Source organism: Mesomycoplasma ovipneumoniae, assembly GCF_038095995.1.
In the GTDB taxonomy this organism is placed as follows: Bacteria; Bacillota_I; Bacilli_A; order Mycoplasmatales; family Metamycoplasmataceae; genus Mesomycoplasma; species Mesomycoplasma ovipneumoniae_F.
Genome location: NZ_CP146005.1, coordinates 314681 through 337726, shown reverse-complemented (window position 1 = coordinate 337726; position 23046 = coordinate 314681). Strand labels below are relative to the sequence as shown.

General features: G+C 29.8%; 23 protein-coding genes and 2 tRNA genes. 11 read left to right on the top strand and 14 right to left on the bottom strand.

Features of this window, described 5'->3' with window-relative positions; all coding sequences use genetic code 4:
• Positions 1–177: 177 nt before the first annotated feature.
• From V3249_RS01415 to fusA, 6 genes are all read left to right on the top strand, one after another.
• On the top strand, positions 178–678 hold the full coding sequence (locus tag V3249_RS01415; RefSeq protein ID WP_303571554.1) for a hypothetical protein: 501 nt from the start codon (positions 178–180) through the stop codon (positions 676–678).
• Complete coding sequence (locus V3249_RS01410; protein WP_341517606.1) at positions 669–1205, top strand: DUF4231 domain-containing protein; 537 nt, start codon at positions 669–671, stop codon at positions 1203–1205. The genes V3249_RS01415 and V3249_RS01410 overlap by 10 nt, the downstream gene beginning before the upstream one ends.
• Positions 1198–1578 (top strand): DUF4231 domain-containing protein, encoded by a 381-nt coding sequence (locus tag V3249_RS01405; protein ID WP_341517605.1) that lies wholly within the window; start codon positions 1198–1200, stop codon positions 1576–1578. Before V3249_RS01410 ends, V3249_RS01405 begins: the two co-directional genes overlap by 8 nt.
• A gap of 127 nt (positions 1579–1705) precedes the next feature.
• Positions 1706–2125 (top strand): 30S ribosomal protein S12, encoded by a 420-nt coding sequence (gene rpsL, locus V3249_RS01400; protein ID WP_010321104.1) that lies wholly within the window; start codon positions 1706–1708, stop codon positions 2123–2125.
• Positions 2126–2174: 49 nt separating this feature from the next.
• Complete coding sequence (gene rpsG / locus V3249_RS01395; RefSeq protein ID WP_044284507.1) at positions 2175–2645, top strand: 30S ribosomal protein S7; 471 nt, start codon at positions 2175–2177, stop codon at positions 2643–2645.
• 12 nt (positions 2646–2657) lie between these two features.
• The gene (gene fusA / locus V3249_RS01390) at positions 2658–4742 is read left to right on the top strand and encodes an elongation factor G (RefSeq protein WP_341517604.1); all 2085 of its coding nucleotides are present in this window, start codon (positions 2658–2660) and stop codon (positions 4740–4742) included.
• 670 nt (positions 4743–5412) lie between these two features.
• Here fusA and V3249_RS01385 read toward each other — a convergent pair.
• Positions 5413–5874, bottom strand: coding sequence for a hypothetical protein (locus tag V3249_RS01385; protein ID WP_341517603.1), 462 nt, complete (start codon positions 5872–5874; stop codon positions 5413–5415).
• 48 nt (positions 5875–5922) lie between these two features.
• Positions 5923–7344 (bottom strand): trigger factor, encoded by a 1422-nt coding sequence (gene tig, locus V3249_RS01380; RefSeq protein WP_341517602.1) that lies wholly within the window; start codon positions 7342–7344, stop codon positions 5923–5925.
• Between the two features lie 342 nt (positions 7345–7686).
• On the opposite strand from tig, the gene V3249_RS01375 reads away from it, so the two are divergent.
• Positions 7687–7827, top strand: coding sequence for a hypothetical protein (locus tag V3249_RS01375; protein ID WP_252263094.1), 141 nt, complete (start codon positions 7687–7689; stop codon positions 7825–7827).
• 214 nt (positions 7828–8041) lie between these two features.
• Here the strand turns inward: V3249_RS01375 and V3249_RS01370 are convergent, their stop codons facing one another.
• Genes V3249_RS01370 through V3249_RS01355 form a run of 4 tightly spaced genes read right to left on the bottom strand, consistent with a single transcriptional unit; the run spans position 8042 to position 11363 of the window.
• A complete protein-coding gene (locus tag V3249_RS01370; protein ID WP_337897449.1) occupies positions 8042–9280 on the bottom strand; it encodes an Hsp33 family molecular chaperone HslO in 1239 nt (412 codons plus the stop codon).
• 2 nt (positions 9281–9282) lie between these two features.
• Positions 9283–10116 carry an MAGa7180 family putative nuclease gene (locus V3249_RS01365; RefSeq protein ID WP_129643852.1) on the bottom strand — a complete coding sequence of 278 codons (834 nt, stop codon included), beginning with the start codon at positions 10114–10116 and terminating at the stop codon, positions 9283–9285.
• 7 nt (positions 10117–10123) lie between these two features.
• The gene (locus tag V3249_RS01360) at positions 10124–10747 is read right to left on the bottom strand and encodes a chromate transporter (protein ID WP_341517601.1); all 624 of its coding nucleotides are present in this window, start codon (positions 10745–10747) and stop codon (positions 10124–10126) included.
• Between the two features lie 10 nt (positions 10748–10757).
• Positions 10758–11363 carry a chromate transporter gene (locus V3249_RS01355; RefSeq protein WP_196243075.1) on the bottom strand — a complete coding sequence of 202 codons (606 nt, stop codon included), beginning with the start codon at positions 11361–11363 and terminating at the stop codon, positions 10758–10760.
• A gap of 54 nt (positions 11364–11417) precedes the next feature.
• Between V3249_RS01355 and V3249_RS01350 the strand changes: the two genes are divergently transcribed.
• Positions 11418–11492: transfer RNA gene (locus V3249_RS01350), tRNA-Trp, on the top strand.
• A gap of 659 nt (positions 11493–12151) precedes the next feature.
• On the opposite strand, the gene V3249_RS01345 is transcribed toward V3249_RS01350, so the two are convergent.
• The 6 genes from V3249_RS01345 to V3249_RS01320 all read right to left on the bottom strand — a co-directional run bounded on the left by V3249_RS01345 (position 12152) and on the right by V3249_RS01320 (position 19206).
• Positions 12152–12673 carry a tRNA (cytidine(34)-2'-O)-methyltransferase gene (locus tag V3249_RS01345; RefSeq protein ID WP_337896936.1) on the bottom strand — a complete coding sequence of 174 codons (522 nt, stop codon included), beginning with the start codon at positions 12671–12673 and terminating at the stop codon, positions 12152–12154.
• Complete coding sequence (locus tag V3249_RS01340; protein ID WP_337896459.1) at positions 12666–13070, bottom strand: hypothetical protein; 405 nt, start codon at positions 13068–13070, stop codon at positions 12666–12668. Before V3249_RS01340 ends, V3249_RS01345 begins: the two co-directional genes overlap by 8 nt.
• On the bottom strand, positions 13061–14464 hold the full coding sequence (gene gltX, locus V3249_RS01335) for a glutamate--tRNA ligase (protein WP_337896937.1): 1404 nt from the start codon (positions 14462–14464) through the stop codon (positions 13061–13063). The genes V3249_RS01340 and gltX overlap by 10 nt, the downstream gene beginning before the upstream one ends.
• Positions 14465–14504: 40 nt before the next feature.
• Positions 14505–15233 (bottom strand): peptide chain release factor N(5)-glutamine methyltransferase, encoded by a 729-nt coding sequence (locus tag V3249_RS01330; RefSeq protein ID WP_337896938.1) that lies wholly within the window; start codon positions 15231–15233, stop codon positions 14505–14507.
• On the bottom strand, positions 15220–16305 hold the full coding sequence (gene prfA, locus V3249_RS01325) for a peptide chain release factor 1 (RefSeq protein ID WP_337896939.1): 1086 nt from the start codon (positions 16303–16305) through the stop codon (positions 15220–15222). Before prfA ends, V3249_RS01330 begins: the two co-directional genes overlap by 14 nt.
• 66 nt (positions 16306–16371) lie before the next feature.
• Positions 16372–19206: a DUF31 family putative serine protease gene (locus V3249_RS01320; RefSeq protein ID WP_337896940.1), complete on the bottom strand. Its 2835-nt coding sequence runs from the start codon at positions 19204–19206 to the stop codon at positions 16372–16374.
• Positions 19207–19264: 58 nt separating this feature from the next.
• On the opposite strand from V3249_RS01320, the gene V3249_RS01315 reads away from it, so the two are divergent.
• Positions 19265–19348, top strand: a tRNA-Leu gene (locus V3249_RS01315).
• A gap of 658 nt (positions 19349–20006) precedes the next feature.
• Positions 20007–20843 carry a hypothetical protein gene (locus V3249_RS01310; RefSeq protein WP_341517600.1) on the top strand — a complete coding sequence of 279 codons (837 nt, stop codon included), beginning with the start codon at positions 20007–20009 and terminating at the stop codon, positions 20841–20843.
• A gap of 71 nt (positions 20844–20914) precedes the next feature.
• Here V3249_RS01310 and V3249_RS01305 read toward each other — a convergent pair whose 3' ends face one another.
• Positions 20915–21055, bottom strand: coding sequence for a hypothetical protein (locus tag V3249_RS01305; protein ID WP_252263094.1), 141 nt, complete (start codon positions 21053–21055; stop codon positions 20915–20917).
• Between the two features lie 209 nt (positions 21056–21264).
• Between V3249_RS01305 and V3249_RS01300 the strand changes: the two genes are divergently transcribed.
• Positions 21265–21714, top strand: coding sequence for a DDE-type integrase/transposase/recombinase (locus V3249_RS01300; RefSeq protein ID WP_341517662.1), 450 nt, complete (start codon positions 21265–21267; stop codon positions 21712–21714).
• Positions 21715–22048: 334 nt separating this feature from the next.
• Here V3249_RS01300 and V3249_RS01295 read toward each other — a convergent pair whose 3' ends face one another.
• Positions 22049–22996, bottom strand: a complete 948-nt coding sequence (locus tag V3249_RS01295; protein ID WP_337902658.1) for an L-lactate dehydrogenase — start codon at positions 22994–22996, stop codon at positions 22049–22051.
• Between the last annotated feature and the right edge of the window lie 50 nt (positions 22997–23046).

Sequence of the window (23046 nt, the reverse complement as noted above, 5' to 3'; positions counted from 1 at the left end):
TTGTCTCAATAACTAACATTGTACCATAATAAACGAAGTTAGCGTTTTTATGCTGACTTCGTTTAATTTCTAGTCATTTTTTAACTTTTTGGCACATTTTTCAAAATATAAATGGATTAAGTGATATAATTATTAATTTTTGTGATTAATAAAAACAATTAAGTTAGTGATAATAAAATGAATAAAAATGAAGCAGTTGAACAACTTATAAAATTTATCCAAACAAAACAAGCTAGACTAAAAAGAAATCAAAAAATTGCTTATTATGGCACTAATGCTGTTAAATGGATAACTTTTTTCTCAAATATTATAGTAATTTCCTTGGCAATTTGGGTAATTATAACAGAAATTAATCGTTATAATTTGATTGAATCTGAAAATAAATCAGTTTTTAATGACCTTGGACTAACTATTGTTTTGGCTAGTTTTATTTGTCTTACTTTTTTTATTAACTTATTTCTTGCAGTTTTTCGTGAAGTTATGAAGTTTAAAGAATATAAAAAAGCCCAAAGAGAGCTAAGTTATTTATATTTTCAAATTCAAAATGATCCAAATTATAGTTTTGAAAAATTTGAACAGGACTATCAATTGATCTCTGATTTTTATTTTCAAAAAAAGGATGTTTCAAAAATAAAAATTCTTAAAAAAATAGTTTTTGGTGGTAAAAAATGGTTATAAAAAATGTCCGACTTGATTCAGATTCTTATGAATTTGCTAAATTTTTATACAGAAAAACGCTTGTAAAAGCAAGGATTTTTCAAATTTTATTTTGAACAGTTTCCATTTTTAGTATTTTTTTTGGATTTTTTTCGACCTTAATGGGTATTTTTAAATTAGCTTCGCCAAAATTAAACGAATTTGAACCTTTTGCCAATTTTTTTATTTCAACTGACGAAAATGGAGCAAAAGTTGACCAATGACCAATTTTTGTCTTATGAATTAACCTTTCAATCTCAATTATTAACAGTCTTTTTGCGCTTTTTCTAATAAAACCACGTTGAATTCGCAACCAAGAAATTAATGACTTTTTAAAAATTGAAATAATTTTGTTTGAAACAAAAACAGGAAAATATGCAAATTCACAAAATTTACAAATTGAACTTTTTAATTCAATTTGTAAATTTTTAGGAATTCTTAAAGCCCTTGAAAATAAACAAAAAGAGCAAAAAACTAACATTGATAAAAAGGAACAAACTAATGAATAAAGAAAAATTGCTTTCAAAAATTGAACTTGATGTTATAAAATTAACGGCAAAAGCACGTGTTTCTAAGAGTATTTTTTTGTTTGCTAGTATTGCCTTAATTTTAATGTCGGCTTTTAATGGTATTTTATCAGCCTATGCAATTACTAAAAACCCTAATTCAACTGCGGTTAAGTTATTTGTTGCAATTGCTTTTATTAATGCAATTATTAGTTTTGTAAGTTCGCTTTCTTCTTTTTTTGTTTTTGAAAATGTTTATAAAAAGGCAACAGAAAAAATTAATTTTTATGAAGAAAAGAAAAATGAGCTTTTATCTCAAGATGCAAACATTGAAGAAATAGCAAAACAACTAGGGAACATAAAAATTGAAAATTAGTTTGTATTATTTTTAAAAAATGTTAAAATTGTATCTATAATTTAACTTAAATTTTATTTTAATAATTTTTTTTATAACACTGATACCGTTGTTATAACCCGAAAAAAACATTCATTTAAAGGAAAAAATGCCAACAATTTCTCAATTAGCAAAAGGGTGCCGAGTTAAGAAAACTTGAAAGTCAAAAGTTCCTGCATTGAATATGTTATATAATTCTTTGCACAAAAAAGAACTAAAAATTAGCTCGCCCTTTAAACGTGGAGTTTGCACAAGAGTTGCAACTATGACTCCTAAAAAACCTAACTCAGCATTACGTAAATTTGCAAGGGTAAAACTTTCAAATGGAATTGAAGTTAATGCCTATATTCCCGGTGAGGGCCACAATTTACAAGAACACTCAATTGTTTTAATTCGTGGTGGAAAAGTTAAAGACTTACCAGGGATTCGTTATCACATTGTCCGTGGAACTCAAGATACAACAGGTGTTGCAAAAAGAGCCCAAGGTCGTTCCAAATACGGAGCTAAAAAACCTAAAACTTCAAAGTAAAAATCTAAAAAAAGCTATAAAATACGACATTTTTTAAAAGGAGACAAACATGTCACGAAAAAAACAAGCCCCAGTGCGCGACGTGCTTGCTGATCCAGTTTTTAACTCAAAACTGATCACAAAAGCAATAAATAGCGTTATGTTAGACGGGAAAAAAACTACTGCCCAAAACATTCTTTATTCATCATTTAAATTAGTTGAAGAAAAAACTCAAAAAAATGCTCTTGAAGTTTTTGAACAAGCTGTAAAAAATGTAACTCCCTTAACAGAAGTTCGTTCACGTCGAATCGGGGGAACAAACTATCAAGTTCCAATGGAAGTTCGCCTAAAACGTCAACAGACTCTTGCTTTGCGTTGATTAATTCTTTTTGCCAGAAAACGTAACGAAAAAACAATGGTTGTTCGTCTTGCAAATGAAATAATTGATGCTTATAATAAAACAGGTGGGGCCTTCAAGAAAAAAGAAGATACTCACAAAATGGCTGAAGCAAACCGCGCTTTTGCACACTTTAAATGGTAGGAATTTAGAAATATGTCACGAAAATTTGAACTAAAAGATTACCGTAATATCGGAATTATGGCCCATATTGATGCCGGAAAAACAACAACAACCGAAAGAATTTTATTCCACACTGGTAAAATTCACAAAATTGGTGAAACTCATGACGGAGTTAGCCAAATGGACTGAATGGAACAAGAAAAAGAACGTGGAATTACCATAACTTCTGCAGCAACAACTGCTTTTTGAAAAGGTAAAAGAATTAACATAATTGACACCCCAGGACACGTTGATTTTACCGTTGAAGTTGAACGTTCACTCCGGGTTCTTGATGGAGCAGTTGCTGTTCTTGATGCCCAATCAGGTGTTGAGCCCCAAACTGAAACTGTTTGAAGACAAGCAACAACTTATGGTGTTCCTCGTGTTGTTTATGTTAATAAAATGGATAAAGCTGGTGCTAATTTTGAGGCTTCAATTGAATCTGTGCGCACTAAATTAAACGGTAATGCTGTGGCAATTCAGTTAAATATTGGTGCTGAGTCTGATTTTAGCGGAATTATTGACCTTGTTGAAATGAAAGCTTACAACTACGATGGTCAAAAAGAAGAAGTTGAATATGAAATTCCAATTCCAAGTGAATTACAAGACAAAGCAGCACTAATGCGCCTTGCTCTCGCAGAAGCAGTTGCTGACTATGATGGAAATTTATTTAACGATCTTCTTGAGGAAAAAGAAATTTCAGCTGAGCAACTAAAAGCAGCAATTCGTAAAGCAACAATTAGTGGTGATTTTTTCCCGGTTGTTTGTGGTTCATCTTTTAAAAATAAAGGTGTAAAGAAAATGATCGACGCTGTCATTGATTATTTACCTTCACCACTTGATGTTCCGCCAGTTAGAGCTTTCCGCGATGATCAAGAAATTACAATTCAAGCTGATGACAATGAAGAATTTTCTGCCTTAGCTTTCAAAATTATGAACGACCCTTTTGTTGGATCACTAACTTTCTTCCGTGTTTATTCAGGAAGTCTGACAAAAGGAACTTACATAATTAACTCAACAAAAGGTAAAAAAGAACGTGTTGGCCGTATTTTAGCAATGCATGCTAATTCACGTGAAGAAATCAACGAAGTTCGTACCGGTGATATTGGTGCTTTTGTTGGTCTCAAAGACACAACAACAGGTGATACACTAATTTCTGAAAAGTCCAAAACTTTTGTGCTTGAAAAAATGAGTTTTCCTGAACCTGTTATTTCCCAGTCGCTTGAACCATTTTCAAAAGCTGAAGTTGAAAAACTAGCTAATGCCCTCCAAAAACTTGCAAACGAAGATCCAACTTTCAAAACTTGAACCGACACTGAAACTGGACAGACAATTATCGCAGGAATGGGAGAATTACACCTTGATATTATTGTTGACCGGCTAAAACGTGAATTTAACGTACAAGCACGCGTTGGAAAACCACAAGTTTCTTACCGTGAAACAATTACAAAATCCGCTGAAGTTGAAGGAAAATACATCAAACAATCCGGTGGGCGTGGACAATATGGTCATGTTTGAATTAAATTTGAACCTAATCCAGAAGAAGGATTTGATTTTATTGATAAAATTGTCGGTGGAAAAATTCCAAAAGAGTATATAAAATCAATTCAAAAAGGTCTTGAAGAAAAAATGCAAGCCGGAATTTTGGCCGGATATCCTTTAATTAATGTAAGAGCAACTTTATTTGACGGTTCTTTCCACGAAGTTGACTCTTCAGAAATGGCCTTTAAAATTGCCGCTTCAAAAGCGCTTTCACGTGCTCGTGATGCCGTTGGAACTGTTTTACTTGAGCCAATTATGGACGTTTCTGTTTTTGCTCCTGCTGAATATGCCGGAGACGTTATGGGTGATTTATCACGCCGTCGTGGACTTGTTCGTGAACAAGAAACTAGATCTGATGGAGCAAATGTTATTCGTGGACATGTTCCTTTAGCAGAAATGTTTGGATATTCAACCCAATTACGTTCAATGACATCAGGACGAGGAACTTACCAAATGCAATTTGATCACTATGAAGTTGTTCCAAAAAATATTTCTGATGTAATTGTTAAACAACGGGCAATCAAATCTGACGACTAAAACTTATTCCCGAGTTTGCCATTTTAATAAGATAATCTTAAAAAGTGTCCAGTTTTTTGGGCACTTTTTAACTTTTTTGCAAAAGTTAATTATCTATTTTAAAACACTGGCAAAAATCAATTTATGGACAAAATAACAAAAATCATAAAAAATACAACTACTATTTAAACTCAATGTAAATATAAAACTCGTTTTTACTTACATTGAGCCTAAAAAAATATATGAAGTTTTGAAAGAACAATAATTAAAACCCATAAATTTATAGATTTCTAAACGATTACATTTATGGCATTCCATCACATTTAAAAATGTGATGGAAAATTCGCATTTACTGATTTTTTTATGGCAAAAACATATCTTATCCTCCCTAATTCAATATCAAAATTTATTAATTCATTCTTAGTGAGAGTTATTATAACATAATTTTATTTTAGACCAAACATTTTTTTTTTTTTTTTTTTACAAAGTTTGATTTTAAAATAATAAGAATTAAGATTTTAGGATCAAAAACACGGATTTGCCGGTATTTTTGCATATTTATATTCACTAAAAAGTGAATTTTTGCCATCAAACTTGGAAAAGAAAAAGTTATTAAAAACTTGCAATAAAAAACTACCGATTGGTAGTTTTTTATTGATTTTAAAATTTAATTGAATAAATAATTTTTAAATTAAATTTTAATAAAAGGAGCAGCATTTAAAAAATTAAATAAACTTGGAGTTGATCCTAGATTCATAACTGCTTGAGAAACAATCGTAGCGGCACCAGTAGCAGCGGCAGACTGTGCAGTTTGTATATTTTTTAATGCTTTTGAAAGTTCTTCAACAGATTGTAGCGCTTTTTGCAATTTTTCTGGCGCATCTTTTAATGCATCAATTTGTGTTTTAAGCGAATCTAGATCTAAATTTGCAAGTTTATCAAAACCTTCTTGAAATTTTCTAATTTGCTCTGAGTCCAATTTTGAAAAAGTTTTTTGAAATTCTTCAAATGACGCCTTGATTTTATCAATTTCAAAACTTTCAATTTGCTTTTTAAATAAAAAATATAAAGTAGCAATTATTATTGCAAATAGGAGAATATTCCCAACAATAACAGCTAAGACTGTCGATATAAATCTTCCGATTTTACTCACTTACGCCTCCATAAATTTGTAAATTAAATTTTAATTTTTGGTCTTTTTCTATGATTCACCATCCTTATTTTCATTTACTTCTTCATTAGTTTCATTTTGTTTCTCTGTTGTTTCAGTTTTTTCTTCAACTTTTTCTTCAGTTTTTTCTTCAACTTTTTCTTCAGTTTTTTCTTCTGTTTTTTCCTCAGTTTTTTCGCTGTTATATTCAATTAATTTGTCAACAACTTTTTTGTTTGTTATGTTAATTTGAATTTCGCTGTGAGGAATTGTTTCGTTCAATTCTTCGACAGATTTACCTGTGAATTTTGACAACAAGGCAATTTGCTCGTCATAATCTTGCTGGGTTGGAACTAATCCCTCAAGTTTTGCAATTTCAGCAAAAATAAAGGAATTTTTAAGTAATTTTCTTGCTTCAGCCTCAAGTTGGCTATGAATATCTTGCTCAGTGAATTTTGTAATTCGGCAATATTCCTCAAGAGTAAATCCTTGTTGTTTTAAAGTTGATTCAAAAGTTTCATTTAAACGACTAACTTCAGCATTAATTAATTTAGTTGCAAGGGGAATTTCAACTTGATCAACAATTTCGACAAGTGCATTTTTTTGAAACTCAATTCTTGCTTTTTCAACATTTTCACGTTTTGTAAGATCTTCAAGATAAACCTCAAGTTGGCTAATTGTTTCAACATTTGGAATTTTTAATGAAGCAACAAAATCATTAGTCAATTTAGCAGGTTGACTTTCTTTGATTCTGTTGATTTTTACATGAAATCTTGCCTTTTTACTTGCATAAGCTGGAACATGGTAATCTTCTGGGAAAACCACATGAATATCGGCTTCTTTTTCAATTTCTAACCCAACTAGTTGTTCTTCAAAACCGGAAATAAAGCTATTTGAACCAATTCGAAGTTCAAAGTCTTGTGCTTCTCCTCCTTCAAAAGGTTCATCATCAATAAAGCCTTTAAAATCAAAATTAATAATATCTCCCATTTTTACAGGACGATTTACATTAACAAATTTTCCTTTTGATTCTAAAAGTTTTTGTTTTTGGATTTCAATATCATCTTTTGTGACTTGTTTTACAGCATATTTTGTCTTAAGATTTTGATATTCAGGAAGCTTAATTTCAGGATAAACAGGGTAGAGAAACTCGATTTCTAAGGTGTTTTTGTCCATTTGAACAATATTAAAGACTGGCGATTCAATAACATTGTCACTATCCATTACATTAGAAAAAGCTTGTTTTTCAAGTTCGGGTAAGTACATTCTAAGCGCTAATTCAAAAACTGACTGTGGATTTAAATATGGGCGGGCTTTTTCTAATGGCACTTTCCCTTTTCTAAAACCGCGTAATGACACTTTTGCAACTTGTCTTTTTTCAGCTTTATCGTAATATTCAACTCATTTTTGCGGATCAGCTACTAACTTAATTTTAAGTTCGGCACTATTAGGTAAAAATTCACGTGTTATCATTAATAATAATCCTTAAATTGTTATATAAAAGTAAAATAAAACTAATTATAATTTAAATTATGTAAATTTGTTTAAAAATTTAAAAAAAATAATAAAAAACTTAGCTTTTTCTCTTAGATTTTTAGGCAAATCTATTTATTTAAAAACTAACCCGAGTTTCCCAGTTTTAAGACAAAAATTCACTTTTTAGTGAATATAAATATGAAGAAACACCCGTAAATCGGTGTTTTTTTAATGTAAAACCTTAATTTTATAAGTAGCATTTGGTAGCATTTTAAGTAATTTTATGGTATAATTATAAATTATGAAAAAACAAAAATTAACTAAGTTGGTTTAGTATCGATGTTGCAAAAATTAAGACAAAGGGTTGAATTTAACACTTTAGATCAGCAAATTATATTTAAAAAACACGATGGTGTCCCTAGCGATCCAAACATTTGAAATAGATATGATTTTTACTTTGATATCTTAATAAATCACTAATAAAATTGTAACCAACTTTTACCAAAAAACTTAAAAAAGTCCCTAAAACCGGATACTTTTTTAAAATTACCTTATGAAACTGGGAAACTCGGGAAAAACTTAGCTTTTTCTCTTAGATTTTTAGGCAAATCTATTTATTTAAAAACTAAGGTTAATAATTTATTATTATCTAGGTTTTTATTTTTACTTAAATTATAATTTATTATTGCAAAATTTAAAAAATTTTTATGCTGTTTTTTGAAATTTCTTTTATTTTTTCAATGGCAAAATCTAAACTTGCTTGTATAATTTCAGATCTACTTCCGGTAAAATTCAGTTCTCAGACTTCATCATTAATCGCAATAAATACTTGTCCGAGCTCGCCGTCCTGAACTGTAGGACCAGCATTTCCGGTCAAAGCAATTGCATATTTGGTTTGAAAAAAATCAAGACCGTATTTAGCCATTTTTAGGGCTGTTTGGGCATTAGTTACACCATTTTTTGTGTCAATACCAATTTTTTCCTTAATTTCGTTTTGATAACAAACAAGTCCGCCGGCAAAAAACTTACTTGCACCGGGTTTTTTTACAATTTCAGCAGCAAGTGCGCCTCCAGTTAAAGATTCAACCGTAGCAATGCTAAATGGTTTATTGGCCATTAATCAGTCCTTTTTATTAAATTTTTTGCTAATTGAGCAAAAATTGCATTTAAATTCAATTTTTTTATATTTTTCAATTAAAAAATCAACATCTTCTTGACTTAAAAGTTTCAAATTTGCTTCAAAATTTGCCTTTTTACAGTTACAAATATAATCTCAATTTTGGAAGTCAACCTGATTAAAACTTGAAAAAAAGCTCATGAAATCCGTGATTTTTTCATTTTCTAGTCAGGATTCTACCTCTTGTAGTTCTTCTTCGGAATGATTAGGCAAAAGCTGAATAATTAAGGATTGGGCTTTTGTTATTTTTGAATTTTCATCAAGTTCAATTAAATTTTTTACTACTGAATTAATTTGCTGAGATTGGTGGAAATAATAAGCTAAATCAGTGATAAAATCACCTTTTTGAAGCTTAACTTGACCTGAATAATTAGTTTTTTTTGTAAATTGGTTAATTTTTAAAAAACCAGAAGTTCCAATATATGAGCTTACAAGTAGGTTTGTGTTGTAATTTTTGAAAACATGAGCCGGAATTTCAAAATTATTTGCTGAAAAACTGGCACGAATTTGGCCTTTTTTATTTGTTTCAAGAACTAATGACTCAACAGTTTCAGAATTAATTTTAACAGAAAATCCAGTTGTTTTTTCCTTAATCAAAGTTGGAAGTGGCCCAAAAACATTAATAAAACTTGCTAAAATAAGCGAACTAATATTACTTAACTTGTGAATATTAACCGCTTTATTAACAATTTCAGTCATTTCTGAGACAACTATTAAAATATTTTTGTGCAAATAAATTTTAGAATATGACGACATGATTATATTTTTTTATTTTGCTTAGATATTGAATTTGTTCATTTTTCTCAAAGTTGTTTTCACTCTTGTTCATTTTCACAACTTAAATACTCAAGAATTTGAGCATCAACTATAGGGTCAAAACTTGGCGAAATACCTAACTTTGTATAAAAATTATACCATTTTTTAATTTTTTCTATATCATCCATAACTTGAGATTCATTAACATCAAAAGTATAAGATTTTATATGTCTTTTTTTTATAGGAAATTCTTTGGGATTTTCGTAGTCATCTTCTTCTAAAAATGTTGCTACAATTGCATATTTTTCAGCATTTTTTAAAAATGCATATAATTGGGCTTGTTTTATGTATTTTTGCGGTAAATTTTCCCCTTTTTTACCTCATCTTTCAAAATTTTTCAGGCCGGTTGTTTTAATTTCGATTATTATATTAGTTTTTTTGATAAAACCATCAGGAATTCCGCCAATAATTGGATCATCACTAAAATAATCATAATTATATTTTTCGGGAGGAAAAGTTTCAATTTCTAGACCTAATTTTTCAGAAATGGCTTTAATGACAAGAGGTTCGATTGCAACTCCGGCGTCAATATATTTAGTGTCTAAAATTGGCATATCTAATTTTGAAATTTTGACAAAAGCTCGAAATGGCGAACTAAAACTATCAAGTCCGAGCACTTCTCCAATTAAAGTTCCACCAATTTTTTTAAAACCGGTGTTAAAACCAAACTTTTTGTTAAGTAATTTCTCATGAAAAGCAGGATCAAGAATTAAAACCCGTTTTTCATGGTCAATAAAATATTCTTTTTTATTATAAAATTTACGATTTGTATACATATCTATCCTAAAGTCAAGGTTGTAAACTAATAAGTGAAAGTGAAATTCCGATAATAATTAACAGAAAAACATTTACCTTCCGCAAATACAAAATAAAAACTGTTATAGATCAAAAAATTGCAAATAAAATAAAAACTCAAAGTCTTCAACCACTTATAAAATCACTTACTTCTTTTGTGACAAAATATCCATTATTAGAATTAAAAGCATAATTTACAAGCACTAAATTGATAAAAAGTTGAAAAGCAAGCGCTAAAATAATTCCAATAATTGCTGGTCGAAAAATTTGTGCTTTTTTTGCAAAATTTGAGTCATTTTTTTGCGAAACTCTTTTTAAAGCCTTTAATCAAATTACAACTAAAAAAATTGCCGGTAATATAAATACCATTAAAAAAATAAATGAAAGAAATCAACCTAAAACTCCAAAATCTGCAATTAAAAATCCAGTAACTGCGGCCAATTTAATTGAAAAAACACCTGGTGTTGAATTTGCGACAGTGAAAATTTGATTAATTTTTTCTTGATCAATTTCAAGACCTAACTCTCCAAGTTGTAATCAAAACCAATTAAAAACAGGCATAAAAACTTGCCCGCCACCAAAGACAATTAAACTAATAACTGCTAGCCCCAAAATTGTTAAACTAATTAGTAAAATCACGTTTTTTCTTTCATTTTTTAAACAAAAATAAAACTGAATATATAAATATAATTACTAAAATTGGGACAATCGCTAAATTATACGGGCTTGGAACAAACAAAGAATATGCAAAACTTAATAATAAAACGGTGTAATAAACTAATTTATTCATTGAATTTTTGTCTTTTTTTCAATAAATATAACAAAATCCAAGTAAAATTCCGATAATTGTTGAAAAAATTGCTAGGTTAAAAGTGACTAAATATCTTGAAGGTAAATTTTTTACTAAAATAAATAAAGTAAAAAATAATAAAACATGCGGGAAAATTCCCAAAACTGTTGCTATAACGCCCCAAAAAGCGCCTAATTTTTTAATGCAAACTAATGCCATCATTTGAAGTGATGAAGGTCCGGGGAGCAAATTGGTCAAAATTAAACCTTGATCAAAATCACTTTTTGAAATTCATCCTTTTTTGACAACTGCCTGACTAAAAATAATAGGCATTAAAGAATTTCCTCCGCCAAAAGAAATTAAAGAAATTTTTACCACAAACCATAAAAGTGTTAAAAAATCTCTCATTTTCATATTTTTAATATTTTTTGTATTCATACTTAATAAAATAATATATTATTTTTTAAAAATGTGGTATAATTAAATTGGCTTAGAGGTGTAGTTCAATGGTAGAACAACGGGCTTCAACCCCGTATGTTGCGGGTTCGACTCCTGTCACCTCTGCCATTTTTTTATTTTTTAAATTAAAAAATAAAAAAATGGCAATAAATTCTAAGTTTTCGACAAACGATTTAGAATTTTTTTAAAAGATACCCGAATTTCACAGTTTGATGGCAAAAATCAATTTACGGATAAAACAACAAAATCATAAAAAATACAACTACTATTTAAACTCAATGCAAATAGAAAATTCATTTTTATTTACATTGAGCCTAAAAAAATATGTGAAGTTTTGAAAGAGCCATAATTAAAAGCCTTAAATTTATAGATTTCTAAACGGTTAAATTTAAGGCATTGCATCATATTTAAAAATATGACGGAAAAGTCGCGTTTTCTGATTTTTTTAGACAAAAAACATAATTAATTCCCCCTTAATTCAAAATCAAAAATTTATTAATTCATTCTTAGTGAGACTAATTATAACATAATTTTTTCTTAGACCAAACATTTTTTTTTTTTTTTTGCAAAAGATTAATTTCAAAATAATAAAAATTAAGGTTTTGCGTCAAAAAACACGGATTTACTGTTATTTTTCATATTATATTCACTAAAAAGTGAATTTTTGCCATCAAACTGGCAAACTCAGGAAAAAATAAAAAAATGACTAAAAATTCTAAACTTTTGATAAAAGATTTAGAATTTTTTAAAAGATATAACAAAAACAGTTAGTCAAGATAATTTTTACCTTTTTGAACCTCAAAGCAAGACAGTCCGCTAAAATCAAGTTGGCGATAAATTTCGTATGCCACGATAACAACAGAATTTGCTAAATTGAGCGATCTAGCATGAGGCGACATTGGAATTCGCAAGCATTTTTCCTTGTTTGATTTTAGAATTTCAATTGGAATTCCGGTTGATTCCCTGCCAAAAATGAGGAAAATCTCGCTATTATTATTGTTAAATTCGGTTTTAAAATCTATTTGCGAATAAACTTTTTGGCCATAACGGGTTATAAAATAAAAATTTTTTGTGCTATATTTTTTTTCAAAATTTTGCCAATCACTGTGAATTTCGTGCTCAATTTCTGACAAAAGAATTCCAGCTGCTGGCCGTTTTAAGTGTTTTGGATCTAGATCAAATGCGATCGGCTTTATTATGTGCAATTTCATATTTAAAACAAAGCACGAACGGATAATATTGCCTGTATTTGGGCCTATTTCGGGCTGAAATAGCACAATGTTAATCATTTATAAACTCCAAAGTGGTAAGATATGTTGAAATTTTTGAATCTTCTGAACCATTATTTTTGAGAAAAAGGTCATATTCAATCTTAATAAATTCTGAATTTATTTCTAATTTTGTTAAAAGAGTATTGACTATAAGTTCCATTCCATTAGTAATAAACATATTTTCAACATAGTTATTTAATTCAAAAAATAAAGTATTTTCGCCAGAAAATACTGTTAAATTTTTGTCAAAAATTTCAAATCTTATCATCATGTTATTTTCAGGATTTTGCGTTTCATAAACATCAGTTTCGGTGTTATTAATTATTTGCTTTGAAATGTAAATTGTATTGATAAATTCGACCATTTTTGTGCTTTGGTCGTCAATAATAGTTCTAAGAGAAAATCTTACTTTCATTTTTTAAGCCTTTTTTGGATTACTTGCGGACCTAAAAGTCAAATTGCCCTTGCTAATTCAGGACCAGATTCAGCTCATGTTGTTGCCAGTCTCAAAGGCAACAATAAATTTTTACCTTTTATATTTAAGGTTTGGCCAATTTCCTTGATTAAATTTTCAATTTTTGAAAATTGCCAGTTATCATAGTCAATTTTTTGTGCAAAAAGTTGAATTGGTTGCTGATTTGACTGCTCTAGTAAATCGATTATTTTTTGGCTCATTGAGTCTTGGGGCTTTGTGAAAAAATCAAGATTTTCAAAAAAGTCGCTGTATTTTACAGCACTTTTTTGAAATGTTTGAACAAAAAAGCGATTTCATTCAGAGTTTGTTTCAAGATTTAAATGCGGTAAAATTTGGTCTGTTTCCATTTTTGAAATGTAAGATTTTGAAAATCAGTTTAATTTTTCTGTGTCAAAATATGAAGGTGCTTTTGAAAGTCTTTTAAAATCAAATGCTTTTATTAATTCATCGTGGTCAAAAAATTCGCGAGAATCAGCGCTAGTTCAACCTAAAAGTGCTAAAAAATTAAAAACAGCATGACTATGATAACCTTGATTTTTATAGTCCTCAATAAATTGGAAAAGTGACGAGTCTCTTTTTGACAGTTTTTTCCCGTTTTTATCGGTAATTATTGTAAGGTGACCAAATTCTGGTTTTTCAAATGAAAAGGCCTCATAAAGCGCAATTTGTTTTGGAGTGTTTGAAATATGCTCTTCTCCACGGAAAATATGAGTAATTTTCATGTCATAGTCATCAACAACAACAGCAAAATTATATGTTGGAAAACCGTCAGATTTTATAATAACTCAATCGCTAATGGCTGAACCTTCAAAGCAAATTTTTCCTCGAACTAAATCATTTCAGCAATAATTTTTGTTTTTGTCAACGGCAAATCTGATAACAAACTCGTTATTTTCTAGTCGTTTTTGCTTTTCTTGTTCAGAAATTTTAAGTCAGTTTTTGTCATAGCGAAAACTAAAAATACCTTGTTTTTCTTGCTCTTTTTTTTGCTCTTCAAGTTCGCTGGCATTGTCAAAAGCATAATATGCAAAGCCTTTTTGAACCAGTTCTTGGGCTAATTTTTGATAACGTGCGATTTTTTCTGACTGACGATATGGACCATATTCTGAAATTGTGCCAGGTTTTTCGTCTGGAAAAATTCCAAGCCATTCTAAATTTTCAACTTGAGAGCGCTCGCCGTCTTTGATATTTCTCTGGGTGTCAGTGTCTTCGATTCGTAAAATAAAATCACCACCGTGATGTTTTGCAAAAAGGTAATTAATAAGCGCAGTCCGAGCTCCACCAATGTGCAAAAATCCGGTTGGCGAAGGGGCATAGCGTGTTCTAATTTTCATTTTTTCCTTTCAATTTTTAGATTGCAAAACTCAAATTATCCTATAGATTTATAGGATAATTTGAGTTTTTTTGCCAATAAGCAAATCTTGGTTTTTGATTTATATCATTTTCAATTTTAAATTCAGGAAAATTTTTTTTGAAAAAATTGACACTATCTTTGTCAATTTCAAAAAAAATTCAACCTTTATCATTCAGAAAATTATCAATTTGGTCCATTATTTTTTGATAAAATGAAAAAGACTCAGGTTCAGAAAATAATGCGTTCTCAGGTTCAAAATTAATAACTGACTCATCAAGTTTTTGCCTTTTAAGATAGGGAGGATTTGAGACAATAATATCAAATTTTTGGCCAATAATATTGCTAAAAAGGTCAGATTTTACAACACTTACATCTAAATTGTTGTATTTTGCGTTTAGTTTTGTTTGCAAAATTGCCTCATCGCTAATATCAACCAAAGTGATTTTTGCGCCGCTAAATTTGGCAAGAGCAAGGCCAATAAATCCTGAACCACAACACAAATCAAGAACAAAACTGTCTTTTTTAATTACTTTTTTTACTTTTTGCAGTAATTCTTGTGTTTCATAACGGGGAATAAAAACTTTTTGATCCAGAAAAATTCGAACATTTTCCATTTCGATAAATCCGATGATTTTTTGGACTGGATAGTTCATTTCTAACTTTAAAAGTTCAAGTTTGGAAACTTCTAAGGGCAAATTATAACGTTGTTTTTCCTTTAAAAGTTCCAATTTTCGACTATTTATCTCCATAGCTTTGCAAGATTAGTTCAGCTCTTTCTTGAGATAATAAGGCTTCAATTATTGGATTTAGGCTTCCTTGGATGACCGGTTTTAATGAACAAGAAAATCCTATTCGGTGGTCGGTGAGCCTATCTTGAGGGTAGTTATAAGTTCTAATTTTTTCAGAACGAGCCCCTGATCCGGCAAGTTTACGAAAATTAGCTTGTGTTTCAAGTCTTTTTTGCACTTCCAAGTTATAAATTTTTGACCTCAGAATTCCCATCGCTATTTCTTTGTTTCCAATTTGGGATCTTTCATCTTGAGAGGTGACGACAATTCCGGTGGGAATATGGGTAATTCTAACGGCCGAATCGGTTGTATTTACAGACTGGCCGCCAGCCCCTGAAGATCGATAAGTATCAATTTTAAGATCTGAAGGGTTAATTTCGACTTCAATTTTGCTGTCAATTTTTGGCATCACGGTAACTGTGGCAGTTGAGGTGTGAATTCTGCCCATTGTTTCAGTCTCAGGAACCCGTTGAACACGATGGACACCTGATTCAAATTTAAGTTTTGAGTATATATTTTGACCAGAAATTTGGAAAAAAATCTGTGAAAAACCGCCAGCAAGTGCAAGTGATGAGCTAAGAATTTTAACTTTTGCTCTTTGGGAATCAGCTCATTTTTGGTACATTCGAAAAAGATCGCCAACAAAAATATTAGCCTCGTCACCCCCAGCAGCCCCGCGGATTTCAACAATTACGTCTTTATCGTCATTTTCATCTTTTGGAAGCATTAAAATTAGGAGTTTTTCCTCGAGTGCTTCAATATTTTTATTGGCAGTTGCAATTTCTGATTTTGCTAAATGTTGTAATTCTTGGTCTTTTTCTTGACTAAGAAGTATTTTTGCATCTTCAAGTGTTTGCTGATTTTTTAAAAGTAATTCAAATGTCAAAGAAATTTCTTCAATTGAAGAAATTTCTTTTGCGATTTCCAAATATTTTTTTTGATTATTGATTACTTCATCAGTTAGTAAAAGCTGACTTAAGTCTTGATATTTTTTATGAATTTTTTCTAAAGAGTCTAAAAATTTTTTTTCCATTGTTGCTTCAACCTACGTTTTTATTTTTAAAATTTTAATTTTTTTTATAAATTTTAAAAATAAAAGTTAAACATCGGCGGTTGCTTGAGGATTTTGATTGTTAGAAAATTTAAGCCAACGTGCTGAGTGAGCTAGTCTTTCAATTTGGGCTGGATCCTCAAGGGAAAAGACTTTTTCAGAAGTTCTGTCCAAATCAGTTTGAATATCTTTTGTTTGAGCAAGTCATTTTGCTAAAACTGTTGGATTATTGTCAATTTTTACACCAATTGGGTCAAATTGACCAATTCCTTTAACAAGTTGACTTCTCCCTGGAGTGGTTTGCGGGAAATATCCTCCCCAAAAAATGCCGATAACTTGGTTATATTCATTTACAACGAGCGAACCAGACATTCCACGTCCGCCACGAAGTCCAGGAAGTGAAATTGAAGTTGCACCTTGGAAAGATTTAGGTGAATTATCTTGTTTAAACTGATTGTCTTTTTTTAGTTCATCGACTGTAACAAATGAATTTTTATCGTCAGTAATTCAGTCAAATCCACCTAAAAAACCACCTAAATAAGCATGCAGTGGTAAAGCTGATTCAATTTTTGAGGTCTTAAGTTGGCTTCCTTTTGTAAAAGTAGGGAGAAATTTATTTGTTACTAAAACATCAAGTGGAGCCTCATTGTAATGTCGAACAGCATCGGGAATATTTTTTATGTATTGATCCACACCAAACAAGTCAGTATCTAAAAAAGGAATGCCAATATTAAATGGATTTTTTATCTGTTCATCATCAGGGAAAGTTACTTCAATTATTGCAATATCACGAAATTTTCCTGTTTCGGGCGTATCTAGGCCGATTGGATTAATTTTTAAATTATTTCAGAATTTTTTTGACTCAGAGTTTATATACTGAAATCCTTCAGGGGGTAAAAAATCTCTGTTTCCTTCAGTTTTTGAAATTCGATCAAAACGTCGGAATAAATTAGTATCATCAAAACTAATGTCATCTAATTTTTGTAAATTTCCATCGAGTAAATAAGAAAATGAATAAATTTGATCCGGTTTGTTAATTAAATCTGAAACAACGTGTAAATTTGTGGCAAGATAATAAGTGTTAGTAGGTAAAAATTTTCCTGAATTTTGAGGGTCAGGTTTTAATTTTCGATCAAAAACTCAAGCTGTTCCTGAGGTAATTCGGGTTGTATTTGAATTAGTTCTTGGGTCAAAAGCATTTGAACGTAACTGAATCACCATTGATCTTGAACGCAATGAGTCATTAATTATATTTTTTCCAAGAACTTTTGCGCCAAAATCTTCAATAATATTTTTGCTTTCATTAGTGTTGGTAAATTTTACGTTAATTTTGTAAAAGTCTTCAACTGAATTACCAAAGTGAAATGAAACTCCTGACTCATCAATTTTAAAATCAGCTAATCTACCATAACTATAATTTAATTTTTCAAAATTACTTAATTCACCAGTATTCTTAAAAAGTGTCGGTTCTGATAGTGTTTTTTTGACTGCTTGACCAAAAAGTGGCCATAAAAGTGCATCACCTGAGGAGTTTAAACTTTGTGAAATATTTTTTAGTTTTTCCGAAATATTTGCTGTAGTCGGCAATTTATATCAAGAATCAATAAAGTTAAAATTGATTTGACTTGTAAATTCGCTTGAGGCAAATATCTTATTATATGAGTTAAACCCTTCAACTTTAATAATTTGACCAGGGCTTGTTGGGCCTGAAGTTAAGTCGTTTTCTTTTGGACTTAAAATTAGGTAAAAATCACCATTTTGATCATTTGAAAGCGAGGGAACTTTTTTAATATGATACATTGTGTGATCTAAATTACCAAAATCAATATATTTAGATAATGTCTCACCTGAATTTTCAGAGGAATTTATTAAAAAAGATGGCAAAAAGTTAGAATACTCATCTTTAAGTTTGAAACTTTTAATTTCAGTTAATTTTTTTAAATTTTGGTGTTGCTTAACTTTGAGTTTCACAATTTTTGAAACATAATTATGGTATGAATCATGATAAATTGACAAGACAACATCGACAGTTCCAGTTTGGGCATCATATGAGTCCTTTAAAATTGTTGCTTTTAAATAATAGAAATTTTTAACCTTTAAACGGTAAGGATTTTTGGCAATATTTTGAATGCTTGGGACTGCCTGTTGTTCACTCGGAACATCAAATTGATCTGAATTTTTAAGCTTATTTATGTCAATTTTTTCAAAATTTGACGGTAAATTTATATGTTCCCAAATATCTGAGTCAGATTTTAGTGAGTCAATATCAAAAGTTTCTTGATTTTTTAGTTGTAAAGTTTCTATTTTTTCAAAAGCGGTTTGAATTCTTTCTTTATAAGCATAAATTCCGGTTTGATCGGTTTCAAAGCCGTTAACAACAAACTCTTTTGATTGAACCAAAGTTTTTGAGTCTTTATTATAAGAGTCAACCTTAACTTTAATTGAACCGTAAAAATCATTAGCAGAATTTGTAACTGGGGTAATTTTTAAGTCAAATTTTGCATTTAGGTCAAAATTATCAACACCTGGGATAAAAGTTCAAAGAATTGCTGAATTTAAAAATGAACTTCTCGTATTTAATACGCGGTGAGTTATTCCATTCAAATTATCATCTAAATCTAAGGTTGAATACTGTTTTAAAAAATCAGATGCCTTAAGTTTGCTGCCTAAAGCCAATTTACCTGAAATTATTGAATCTAAAGGGTTCTTTAGATTAAGTTCTTGATCTCAAGGGTTTGGTTGGCCTATTTCGAGTTGCTTGACAAGATTGCCGACCGCACCAAGCGGTGTGCAAGAAGCGATAAAAAATGTAGTTGAAATTCCAACTAGCGGGAGAATTTTAATTAGTATTTTTTTCAAAGATTTATTTTGTTTTTTTGCCATGATTGATATAATTATATTATAATTATCTTTAAAACAATAAATTTTAAAAACTTTTTACGGCTCATTGGTGGAATGGTAGACACGGCAGACTCAAAACCTGCTGCAGCAATGCGTATCGGTTCGAGTCCGATATGAGCCACCAAATATAGTATACCTCTCATATTATTAATTTAATTATAAATAATTTAAAGAAAAGCACTCTGATTTGGAGTGCTTTTCTTTAAATTTGAAGTGTTAAATTCAACCCTTTGTCTTAATTTTTGCCATCAAACTCGGAAACTCAGGAAAAATAACTATAAAAGCAAAAACACGAATTTTAAATCTAACACTCATGAATACAAAATCTACTTATTAATCAAATAAAGCAAACTAAAAAAGCTAAAATTTTAACTTAAAAAGTAAAATTATGAAATTTTTAAACTACTTTTTTAGTTTAAAACACTAACAAAACTCATAAAAAAAACAACTACTATTTAAACTCAATGTAAATAGAAAACTCGTTTTTACTTACATTGAGCCTAAAAAAATATATGAAGTTTTGAAAGAACAATAATTAAAAGCCATAAATTTGTAGATTTCTAAACGGTCAAATTTAAGGCATTCCATCATATTTAAAAACATAATGGAAAATTCGCATTTTCTGATTTTTTACAGCAAAAACATAACTAATTCCTCCTTAATTCAATATCAAAATTTATTAATTATTCTTAAGTGAGATTTATTATAACATAATTTTATTTTAGACCAAACATTAAATTAGTACACCAATTTCAGACTTATTCGAAAAAAGGTGTGTCAAAATGAAACAATACAAATTCACAATTGAAGAGAAATTTAAATACATCAAAATTGCCGAATCTAGAGGCTTAAAAAACGCAATTTTGGATTTTGCAGAAGAATTTAGAGAAATTTACAAAAACAAATCTAAAAGTAAAAAAGCGGATAAAGAATGAATGTTGCATATATACGCTAATAATTTGATAAGAAATTGGCAAAAAAAGTTTTATAATAATGATATGAAAAGTTTAATTAGTACTCGTGGAAAAATCAAATCTCCACGCAAACCAAAAAAGAAATATACAATTAACGATCTTTCTGAAAATGATCGTGAAGTTTATCAAGAGATAATGGAGAATGTTCTTAGAAGATACGGAATTGACCCCGCAATTGTTCTTGAGGAACTCAAAAAACGAAAACAAGAGCAAGAAAAAGATAAAAACAAAATCGAAAATTCCACTAGAATTTGTAGTGTTTTTAACATTAATCGCACTTCTATTTATGAGAAAATAAGGGTAAAAAAACCACCAAAGAAAATGATTTATGATGAAAAATTACTTGAGTGAATTCGTGAAAATTTCCATTTGAATCGAAAGGTAAAAGGCCGAGACATCCTATATAATATTTACATAAATCAGGGAAATTATGTAAGCACGTACGTGTTTCAAAAACACTACGAATTTTTAGGATTAAAATCAATTGCTTATAAAAGGCAAGGAAAACCGGCGCCAAAAGAGAAAAAGTTTACACGAATTTGGACTGAAGATCATATCAAAGGTGAATTTTCCTCAGAAAATTTTGGTGAAAAATGGTTTGCTGATATTAAATTTATCAAAATCCCGAGTTTCCCAGTTTCATAAGGTAATTTTAAAAAAGTATCCGGTTTTAGGGACTTTTTTAAGTTTTTTGGTAAAAGTTGGTTACAATTTTATTAGTGATTTATTAAGATATCAAAGTAAAAATCATATCTATTTCAAATGTTTGGATCGCTAGGGACACCATCGTGTTTTTTAAATATAATTTGCTGATCTAAAGTGTTAAATTCAACCCTTTGTCTTAATTTTTGCAACATCGATACTAAACCAACTTAGTTAATTTTTGTTTTTTCATAATTTATAATTATACCATAAAATTACTTAAAATGCTACCAAATGCTACTTATAAAATTAAGGTTTTACATTAAAAAAACACCGATTTACGGGTGTTTCTTCATATTTATATTCACTAAAAAGTGAATTTTTGTCTTAAAACTGGGAAACTCGGGAAAAATGGTTTGCTGATATTAAATTTATCAAAATTAACAACGAATGATTTTACCTACACTCAATTATTGAAACAAAATCCAATTACTTGCTCAATTTTTCGATTTCTAAAACAAGATTTTCAGAAGAAACTATAAACTTAGTGAAACAAACAATTAAAAAGTATAATATTAAACCAAAATTTTTCCATTCAGATCATGGTGTGGAATATGCAAACTACAAATTTGCTAATTTTTTGAAGCAAAATGGTATCCAACAATCAATGTCACCAAAAGGAAATGCTCTTGCAAACCGCCCTATTGAATATTTTTATGCAGTTTTTCAACGCGAATTAATTAATATTGAGGGTCAAAATTTTGAAAATGTGGCTATTGCTTATCAAAAAATAAGTTCATTTATTCATTGGTATAACTATGAAAGACCTCAAAGTTGCTTATCATATAAAACTCCAAGTTATTATATGAGGTAAATTATTTGTCCAAATTTTTAAAATGAACATGCTAGAAAAAATTAACAAAAGCGGTGTAATCAAAATCATAGGTAAAAAACTAATTGTCTGAGATTTTTCTACCAATTTATTTTAGACCAAACATTTTTTTTTTTTTTTGCAAAAGCATAATTTCAAAACTATAAAAATTAAGAATTTAGGTTAAAAAGATGGATTTAGGTATTTTTCCTATTTATACTCACTAAAAACTAAATTTTTTCCACCAAACTGCCAAACTCGAAATATAAGGAATTTAAAGAAAAGCACTCCGATTTGGAGTGCTTTTTTTTAAATTTTAAGTGTGTGACTTTGAAAACTAAAGATTTTTCATAGCGTCTTTGTAAATAGTATCGACAATTTCGACTGATTTTGCGAATTTTTCTTTTTCTTTATCATTGAGTGTAATTTCAATGATTTTTTCAATACCATTTGCACCAAGGACCGCTGGAACTCCAATATTTACGCCATCAAAGCCGTACTGACCACGTAAATTCGCACCGACAATTAGAATATTCTTTGTGTCGTTGATAATGTTGCTTACAATTCGCGCTAATGCAGCACCAATTCCGTAAAATGTTGCTCTTTTTCTGTTAATTATTTCATAAGCACGACGTGAAACTGGATATTCAAGCTCTTTTTCGTAATTTGAGCCGTTAATTCCGGTTAGTTCTGAAAAATGACAGAAGCATTCACCTGCAATTTTGATATTTGAATATGCAACAAAAGATGAATCACCATGCTCACCCATTACGTAAGCCTGAACTGAATTTGGGGCAATTTTTGCTCTTTTTGCAATTTCAAATTGAAGTCTTGCAGTATCAAGAATTGTTCCTGATCCAATAACTTTTTGGTCAGAAAATCCTGAAGCATCACGGTAAGCGCGAGTAATAACATCAACAGGGTTTGAGGCAATAACAGTAATTCCGCTAAAGCCACTTTCTTTAACTTTAAAAGCAATATCACGGATAATTCGAATATTATCTGCAACTAACTGAAGTCGAGTTTCACCTGGTTTTTGAGGTCTTCCTGCTGTAATTAAAATAAAATCTGCATCTTTTAGGTCGCTATACTCATAACGGCGAACTGAAAAAGGACGCAAAAGTGAAGCGGAGGCATCCTCAAAATCAAATGCATTTCCTTCTGCAAAATCAGGGTTTATATCGATAATTCCGTATTCAGATGCAAGACCTTGATTCATTGCTGCATAAAGAAATGAATTTCCAACATTTCCTGCGCCGATTAGAGCGATTTTGATTGGCTTCATATTGTATCTCCTAGTTTTTAATAATGGTTATAACAAAAATATTAAATATC